Source organism: Nocardioides glacieisoli, assembly GCF_004137245.1.
Lineage (GTDB): Bacteria > Actinomycetota > Actinomycetes > Propionibacteriales > Nocardioidaceae > Nocardioides > Nocardioides glacieisoli.
On the sequence record NZ_SDWS01000009.1, the window covers coordinates 177633 to 184970 of the forward strand.

Here is a 7338-nt window from a genome sequence, read left to right on the forward strand (position 1 = left end):
TCGAAGGCCAAGTGGTGACCTCGATGCTCAGGGGGGTGGCGATCCTGGTGGCCGGCATCTCGCTGTCGTTCCTGGTAGCAGCGCCTGCCAGCGCGCACACCGACTTCCTCGGGGCCGATCCGAAGGACGGCGCCAGGCTCGACGTGGTCCCGCGCCAGGTGGCGCTCGAGTTCTCCGACGACATGGACCCGCAGCTGAGCACGATCACGGTCCGCGTCGAGGGTGGTCGCAGCACTCCCCTGGAGGTGACTGCCGGACCCAGGCCCACCGTCCTGGTCGCGCAGGTCCCGGACGCCGTGGAACCGCCCGCCGGTCGAGCGACGCAGTGGACGGTCACGTTCCGTGTCGTGTCCCGCGACGGTCACCCGGTGAGCGGGACCACGGGGTTCGTCGTACGAAGGGCCACGACCTCGTCCACGCCGAGTGACGCAGGCAGCCCGACCGCGTCGGATCCCGGCCCGACCGACGACCCCGACAGTCAGGTGACGAGCCAGACAGCCGCCGACCCGGAGGAGGATCGAGCGGTGTGGCCTCTCGTCGCGGTCGCCGGCGGAGCACTGGTGCTCCTGGGCGGTGGCGTCGCCGCGACCATGCGGCTGACGGGACGAGGCCGGGACGCGTGAGCACGTCACTGCGCCCCGGGGCGCGCGCGGGAGGCGTCAGCACCCTGCTCGCGGTCCCGGCGGTGATGGTCCTCGTCGCCCTTGTCGCGGCGGGCCTGACAGGAGCCCTGTCCCCCCTGGGCATCGACGGGCTGCCGGAGCCCGGGGCCCTGACCCGAGTCGGGTTGCCCACGGTTCAGGCGGTCCGTGACCTGGCGGGCATGGTGACCGTCGGCGTCCTGGTGGTCACTGCCACGTGCGTCCCGCCACCTGCGGGAAGCGCGGAGTCCGCGCTGGGACCGGCCCGGACGCGGCTGGTGGCGTGGGCCCAGCTGTCCGCCACGGTGTGGGCGATCGCCAGCCTCGTCCAGGTGGCCTTCGTCTACTCCGATGCCTCCGGCAGCCCCATGGGTCGACCCGGCTTCGCCAGTGAGGCGATCTTCTTCGCCTTCGGGTTCGAGGTCGGCCAGTACGGCCTCTGGGGCGCGGCGCTCGCGGCCGTGGTGGCAGCGGGGTGCATCCTGTCCCGCCGTCTCGGAGGCGTGGGCATCACGGCCGTCCTGACGGTCGTGGCGCTCTGGCCGATGGCGCTGACCGGACACGCCGCCGGCACGCTCAACCACGACGAGGCCGTCAACCTCCAGCTCTTCCACCTGGTCGGCATCAACGTGTGGGTGGGAGGGCTGGTCGCGCTCGTCCTGGCGCGTCGCCTGCTGGGTGACTCGCTCGTCGCCACGGTGCGTCGCTACTCCACGCTTGCCGCCTGGTGCCTGGTCCTCGTGACCGTGTCCGGGATCCTGGGGGCCTGGCTGCGGCTTCCCTCCCCCTCTGCGCTGCTGTCCTCCTACGGCGTCCTGCTCGCACTGAAGCTCGGCGCAGTGGTGCTGCTGGCCGGTGCGGGGTGGTGGCACCGCCGCCACACGATCGCCGCCCTGGCCACCGGGTCGCCGTCCGCCTTCACGCGGCTGGTCGCGGTGGAGCTCGTGGTGCTCGCCGGCGCCGCGGGGCTGGGCGTCGCCCTGAGCCGCACGGCTCCGCCTGCGCCGAGCGAGGCCCCGCGGCCCCTGACGGCGGCACAGTCCCTGCTGGGCAGGGACCTGCCGGGGCCGCTCGACGCGGTCCAGTGGTTCACGACCTGGAGCATCGACACGCTCTTCCTGCCCCTCGGTGTCGCCGCCGCCTGCTGGTACGTCTGGGCAGTCGTGCGGTTGCGCCGTCGTGGGGACAGCTGGTCGTGGCTGCGCACCGCCTCATGGCTGCTCGGTTGCCTCCTCCTGCTCTGGGCCACCAATGGTGCGCCCGGCACCTACGGGCGCGTGCTCTTCAGCATGCACATGGTCCAGCACATGACGATCGCCACCGGAGTGCCGGTGTTCCTGGTGCTGGGGACCCCGGTCACCCTGGCGCTTCGCGTGCTGCGCCGCCGAGAGGACGGGTCGCGCGGGCCTCGCGAATGGCTGCTGAGCGTGAGCCGCTCGATGCCGCTGCACGTGCTGGGACACCCCGTGGTGGCGGGCGGCATGTTCGTCGTCAGCATGGCGGCCTTCTACTACACGCCCGCCTTCGAGCTCGCGCTGGAGTCCCACACCGGGCACGTCGTCATGACGTTCCACTTCCTCCTCACCGGCTACCTGTTCGCCGAGAGCGTGGTGGGGGCCGACCCGGGACTCCACCGTCCGTCGTACCCCATGCGCGTCCTGCTCGTCATGATCACCTTCGGCTTCCATGCCCTGTTCGCGGTCAGCATGATGGCGAGCACGACCGTCTTCGCCGCCGACTGGTTCGCGTCACTCGGTCGCACCTGGGGACGATCGCTCGCCGACGACCAGTACCTGGGCGCCCAGATCGGCTGGCTCATGGGTGAGTATCCGATCCTCGTCATGGCGGTCGCTCTCGTCACCGCGTGGGTCCGGGCCGACCGACGCGAGCGACGCCGTTTCGACCGGCGCGAGGAGCGCGAGGACGACAGGCAGCTGCAGGCGTACAACGCCTACCTGGGCCGGCTGGGGACCACGGAGATGACGCGCAGGCCGCCGCCTCCTACGATGGCTTCTGAAGACTCGCGGGGAGCGAAGAAGGAGCGGAACCGATGAGACAGCTCGGTCAGCTCGAAGCCGCCGTGATGCAGCACCTGTGGAGCACCGGACGTCCGGTCTCGGTGCGAGAGACGCTCGAGGCGCTCACGCCCGCGCGTGCCCTCGCCTACACCACGGTGATGACCGTGATGGACAACCTGCACTCCAAGGGCCTGGTCGCTCGGGAGAAGCAGGGCAAGGCCTACCTCTACACACCAGTCTCCTCGCGCGACGAGCACACGGCCGAGATGCTGCAGGACGTGCTGTCCGACAGTGAGGACCGCACCGCCGCCCTCATGCACCTCGTGGTCAAGCTCGACGCCGGCGAGGCTGCCACGCTGCTCGCTGCGCTGTCCGAGCGAGCGGACGAGCCGGCGTGATCGCGGCCCTGCTCCTGGTCGCGTTCGCCGCCGCCGTCTCGATCCTCGGCGCGCAGCTGCTCAGCCGGCCGTGGGTGATGCGCTCACCACGCGTGGCCGTCCTGTCCTGGCAGGCGCTGTCGACGTCCGTCGTGACCTCCATCCTCTTGGCCGCGACTGCGCTGGCGCTGCCGTTCCTGCCGTTGCGCTTCTCGCTCGCCTCCCTGCTGGGCGCCCACACGCTCACCATCGTCGAGCACTACGAGACGCCGCTCGGGAGCTGGCCCGGCATCATCGGCCTGAGCGTCGTGGGCGGCCTCACCACGATGCTTGTCGCCACGACCGTCCGCAGCTTCGTCCGGACCCGACGCGTACGCCGGTTGCAGCGCAACGCCCTGGAACTGGTGGGGCGGCGCCATCCCGGCGGGTTCACGGTCATCGAGCACGACGTGCCGATCGCCTACTGCCTTCCCGGCACCGGGACCGGCACGGTGGTGCTGTCCTCTGCAGCGATGGCCCTGCTCGACGATCGAGAGCGCGAGCTGGTGCTCGGCCACGAGCGCCGCCACCTGCGGGCGCGGCACGACCTGGCACTGGCCTACTCGGGTGCGCTCGCCCGCACCTTTCCCCACGTTCCGTTGTTCGCCACGGCGCACGCCCAGGTCGCAGTCCTCCTGGAGATGGCTGCCGACGATGCGGCTGCCACTCCTGCAGACCGTCGAGCGCTCGCCAGCGCCATCGTGGCCCTCGGGACCGGGGTCCGTCCTGAGACTGCGCTGGCCGCCAGCGACACCGCGGCGCTGGTTCGCGTGCGACGGCTCACCTCCACGACCCGATCCCCGGAGTGGGGCCTCGGCCTCGCCGCCGCGGCCGGAGCGGCGGTGCTGTTCTCCCTCCCCCTCGGTCTGGCGATGGCCCCGGCACTCGAGGCCGCCGCCCGCGACTGCTGCACGATGATCGACCTGTCGGTCGGCAGCTGACCCCGGCTCACGGGTTCGTCGACGCGTCCTCCACAAGGCCGACGAGCGTGGAGGCGTCTGTCTGTCCCACGATCCGCGCGGCCACCTTCCCGTTGGCGTCGACGACCACGGTGGTCGGCACCGCTACTGCCGACAGCACTCCTCCGAACGCCAGGAGTGCAGCGGCGCTGTCGTCGGGACGGACGCTGGGATACGGGATCTCGAAGGCACGTTCGAAGGCGCGGGCAGCGTCAGGACTGTCTCGTACGTTGATGCCGAAGAACTGCGCCTCCGGGCCCAGCCTCTCCGCAGCGTCGACGAGCTCCGGCGCCTCGGCCCGGCAGGGACCACACCACGAGCCCCACACGTTGAGCACGGTGGCCGTGCCGCGGAGGTCCGTGTCGCTGAGCTTCGAGCCGTCGAGCATCGTGACCTCGAAAGGACCGACGTCCGGTCGGTCCCCGACCGGGTACTGCTGGACGACATCGCGCGCGTCGGCGCGGCCGCTCGACGCGTTCACGTCCTCGCTGGGCGCCACGCGCATGACGAGCCACGCGGCAGTCAGGGTGACGAGCACGACAACGAGGAAGACGAGGGTGCGCCGGGAGGGGGTCGTCATATCGGAGCCTGCCATCCCACGATCAGGGTCTGGAGCGCTGCGACTCCCTGCGACCACACACCGGAGACCTGCAGGACACCGACGACGATCAGCAGCCCTCCTCCCGCTCGGGTGATCCAGGTGGATCGTCGGCGGACCCAGGTGAACACCTGGAGGGCCCGAGTCAGTGACAGCGCGGCCAGCAGGAAGGGGATGCCCAGGCCGATCGCGTAGACGAGCGAGAGCAGCGCACCCCGGCCGGCGGTCGCGGTGGTCGTGGCGAGGGTCAGGACCGCTGCCAGCGCGGGACCGATGCACGGCGTCCATCCGACGGCGAACACGGCCCCGAGCAGCGGTGCGCCGGCAAGACCCACCCGGGGCGTGAGCCCCCACCTGAAGGTGCGTCCCAGCACGGGCAACCGCCCGGCGGCGCCGGCGAACATGATGCCGAGGCAGATGGTCAAGGCACCCGCCACGCGCACGATCGTGTCCTGATAGGTGAGCAGCTGGGCGCCCAGCGACCCGAACACCAGGCCGTAGGTGGTGAACACGACGGCGAAGCCGAGGACGAAGAGCGCTGCTCCCGTGAGCGTGCGGGACCTGCGCGCCGGCGTCCCTCCACCGAGCTCGCGCGCGACCTCGGACTCCGCGCCGGCCATGCCGGCGACGTACGACAGGTATCCCGGCACCAGTGGCAGGGAGCACGGCGTGAAGAACGACAGCAGGCCCGCCAGGAGCGCCACGGGCAGGGCGACCAGCATCGACCCGTCCAGGATCAGGTCCTGCGCGCCGCCCATCAGTGTCGACCCGTCACAACAGGGTCGACCAGTAGGACCAGAAGCGCTCGGCGATCAGGCCGACAAGCAGCAGGAACGGGACCAGGAGAAGCGGCGCGTGCCATTCGCCCAGGAAGGTCGCGGCCCGGCTCTCACGGACGGATCCGCCGAACGTGCCACGTGCCATGTTGCGGAGCGTGACGTACCAGAAGACGGGGATCACGACCGTCCACACCACCATGCAGTAGGGGCACAACGCACCGATGCGGTAGAGGCTCTGGAATGCCAGCCAGGACACGAGGGCGAGGGCCGCCGTGACTCCGACCTGCAGGCCTGTCCAGTACCAGCGCGCCAGCTGCCCCCCGGCCAGGATCACCACACCCGTCGTCACGACGACCGGGAAGGACGCCACGCCGATGATGGGGTTGGGGAAGCCCAGCAGTGCCGCCTGCGCTGTCTCCATGACCGATCCACAGCTCAGGACGGGGTTGATGCTGCAGCTGGGAACGTAGTCGCTGTCCTCGGTGAGCCTGAAGCGCTCGACGAGCAGCACGGCGGACGCGAGGAACCCGATGAGGCCTCCGACGGTCAGGCCCCACGCGAGTCGACGGTCCTCGTTCACTTCGCGAGGGCTTCGTCCAGGACCGCGGAGAAGTCCTCCACCGTCTCCGGCTGGAAGAGCTCGCCGTCGACGTAGAAGGTGGGAGTGCCGGACACGCCGAGCGACTCTCCGTCGGCCACGTCCCGGGCTACCCGGTCCTCGACCTCCTGCGAGGCGTAGTCGGCGTCGAACTGGTCCATGTCGAGACCGAGGTCCTCGGCGAAGCTGCGGAAGAGGTCGTCCTTCGGCTCGCCCGCCTCGCCCCACTCGGCCTGCGTCTCGTACATGCGGCTGTACATCGCCTCGAGCTGTCCCTGACGCGCGGCCGACTCCACCGCGCGCGCCGCACGGCTCGAGTTGAAGTGCGACGGCAGCGGGAAGTAGCGGATCACGAAGGTCACCTCGCCGGCGTACTTCTCCCGCAGGTCCTCCACGATCGGGAAGGCGGCACCACAGGCTTCGCACTCGAAGTCCAGGAACTCCACGAACGTGACGCCACTCGATCCCTCTTCGCCGAGGATCCGGCTGTCGTCCCGGACGATGGCGCCGTCGGCGATCGCCGACTCCACCTGGGCCGCCGCGGGCTCGTTCCCTCCCTGCAGCTGGTTCGACACGAAGACGCCGCCGATGGCCGCGACGATGATTGCTGCGACGGCCAGGGCCGCCTTGGTCTGGTCGTGCACGACTGCCACCCTTCGAAGACATCTACTACGGACGATAGTAGCAAGCATCCACCGACCGACGTGCGGGCAGTCGCCGATCGGCATGGCCTTGTGCGGTGTGCGATCGTGGTCCGGGCGGAGTCGCCCCCCAAACGCACCCTCATGACCAGGAGCCTTCGCGTGCCCCGACGTGCCACCGCGCCACTCGTCGCTCTCGCCCTCGTAGTCGCCGTCTCCCTGAGCGCGTGCGCAGCAGATGACGAGCCCATGCCCACCGAGCCGACGCCGACGCCTACGTCCCCGTCGTCCCCGTCGTCGTCGACACCGCCTGACGACGCCTCCCCCAGCGAGACCCCTGACGACGCCGGCGCCGAGCTGACGGTCACCCGCACGGCAGGACAGTTCACCCCCAACGGAGAGCGCGTCGAGCTCGACGTCGGTGAGACCCTGACCCTCACGATCGTCTCGGACGAGGCGGGTTCGCTCCACGCGCACAGCACGCCGGAGCAGACGATCGACTACGGCGTGGGAACCACCACGGAGCGGATCACCATCGACCGTCCCGGACTCGTCGAGGTCGAGAACCACGAGCCCGCCGTGGTCGTGCTCCAGCTCGAAGTCCGGTGACTGGGCTGAGCGTGGGCGGCTCGATCTCGGCCCACGGCCTCGGGGGCGCCCAGGACCTGCCCATCCCCTCCGAGCTGGC

At 70.6% G+C, this 7338-nt stretch carries 9 protein-coding genes; 5 read left to right on the forward strand and 4 right to left on the reverse strand.

Features of this window, described 5'->3' with window-relative positions:
- The first annotated feature begins 35 nt into the window (after nt 1-35).
- From EUA06_RS18460 to EUA06_RS18475, 4 genes are read left to right on the forward strand one after another with little or no spacing between them, the layout of a single operon-like run.
- Nucleotides 36-623, forward strand: a complete 588-nt coding sequence (locus EUA06_RS18460; protein WP_165354444.1) for a copper resistance CopC family protein — start codon at nt 36-38, stop codon at nt 621-623.
- The gene (locus EUA06_RS18465; protein ID WP_129478512.1) at nt 620-2695 is read left to right on the forward strand and encodes a bifunctional copper resistance protein CopD/cytochrome c oxidase assembly protein; all 2076 of its coding nucleotides are present in this window, start codon (nt 620-622) and stop codon (nt 2693-2695) included. The genes EUA06_RS18460 and EUA06_RS18465 overlap by 4 nt, the downstream gene beginning before the upstream one ends.
- Complete coding sequence (locus EUA06_RS18470; RefSeq protein ID WP_129478514.1) at nt 2692-3057, forward strand: BlaI/MecI/CopY family transcriptional regulator; 366 nt, start codon at nt 2692-2694, stop codon at nt 3055-3057. Before EUA06_RS18465 ends, EUA06_RS18470 begins: the two co-directional genes overlap by 4 nt.
- On the forward strand, nt 3054-4016 hold the full coding sequence (locus EUA06_RS18475) for a M56 family metallopeptidase (protein ID WP_129478516.1): 963 nt from the start codon (nt 3054-3056) through the stop codon (nt 4014-4016). Before EUA06_RS18470 ends, EUA06_RS18475 begins: the two co-directional genes overlap by 4 nt.
- Nucleotides 4017-4023: 7 nt before the next feature.
- On the opposite strand, the gene EUA06_RS18480 is transcribed toward EUA06_RS18475, so the two are convergent.
- From EUA06_RS18480 to EUA06_RS18495, 4 genes are read right to left on the reverse strand one after another with little or no spacing between them, the layout of a single operon-like run.
- Nucleotides 4024-4614, reverse strand: a complete 591-nt coding sequence (locus tag EUA06_RS18480; protein ID WP_165354445.1) for a TlpA family protein disulfide reductase — start codon at nt 4612-4614, stop codon at nt 4024-4026.
- Nucleotides 4611-5390, reverse strand: a complete 780-nt coding sequence (locus tag EUA06_RS18485) for a cytochrome c biogenesis CcdA family protein (RefSeq protein ID WP_129478520.1) — start codon at nt 5388-5390, stop codon at nt 4611-4613. Before EUA06_RS18485 ends, EUA06_RS18480 begins: the two co-directional genes overlap by 4 nt.
- A 13-nt stretch (nt 5391-5403) precedes the next feature.
- Nucleotides 5404-5991, reverse strand: coding sequence for a vitamin K epoxide reductase family protein (locus tag EUA06_RS18490; RefSeq protein WP_129478522.1), 588 nt, complete (start codon nt 5989-5991; stop codon nt 5404-5406).
- Entirely contained in the window at nt 5988-6653 is a 666-nt protein-coding gene (locus EUA06_RS18495; protein ID WP_242498238.1) for a DsbA family protein, read from the reverse strand. Before EUA06_RS18495 ends, EUA06_RS18490 begins: the two co-directional genes overlap by 4 nt.
- A 246-nt stretch (nt 6654-6899) precedes the next feature.
- On the opposite strand from EUA06_RS18495, the gene EUA06_RS18500 reads away from it, so the two are divergent.
- The gene (locus EUA06_RS18500) at nt 6900-7259 is read left to right on the forward strand and encodes a hypothetical protein (protein WP_129478526.1); all 360 of its coding nucleotides are present in this window, start codon (nt 6900-6902) and stop codon (nt 7257-7259) included.
- Nucleotides 7260-7338: the final 79 nt, after the last annotated feature.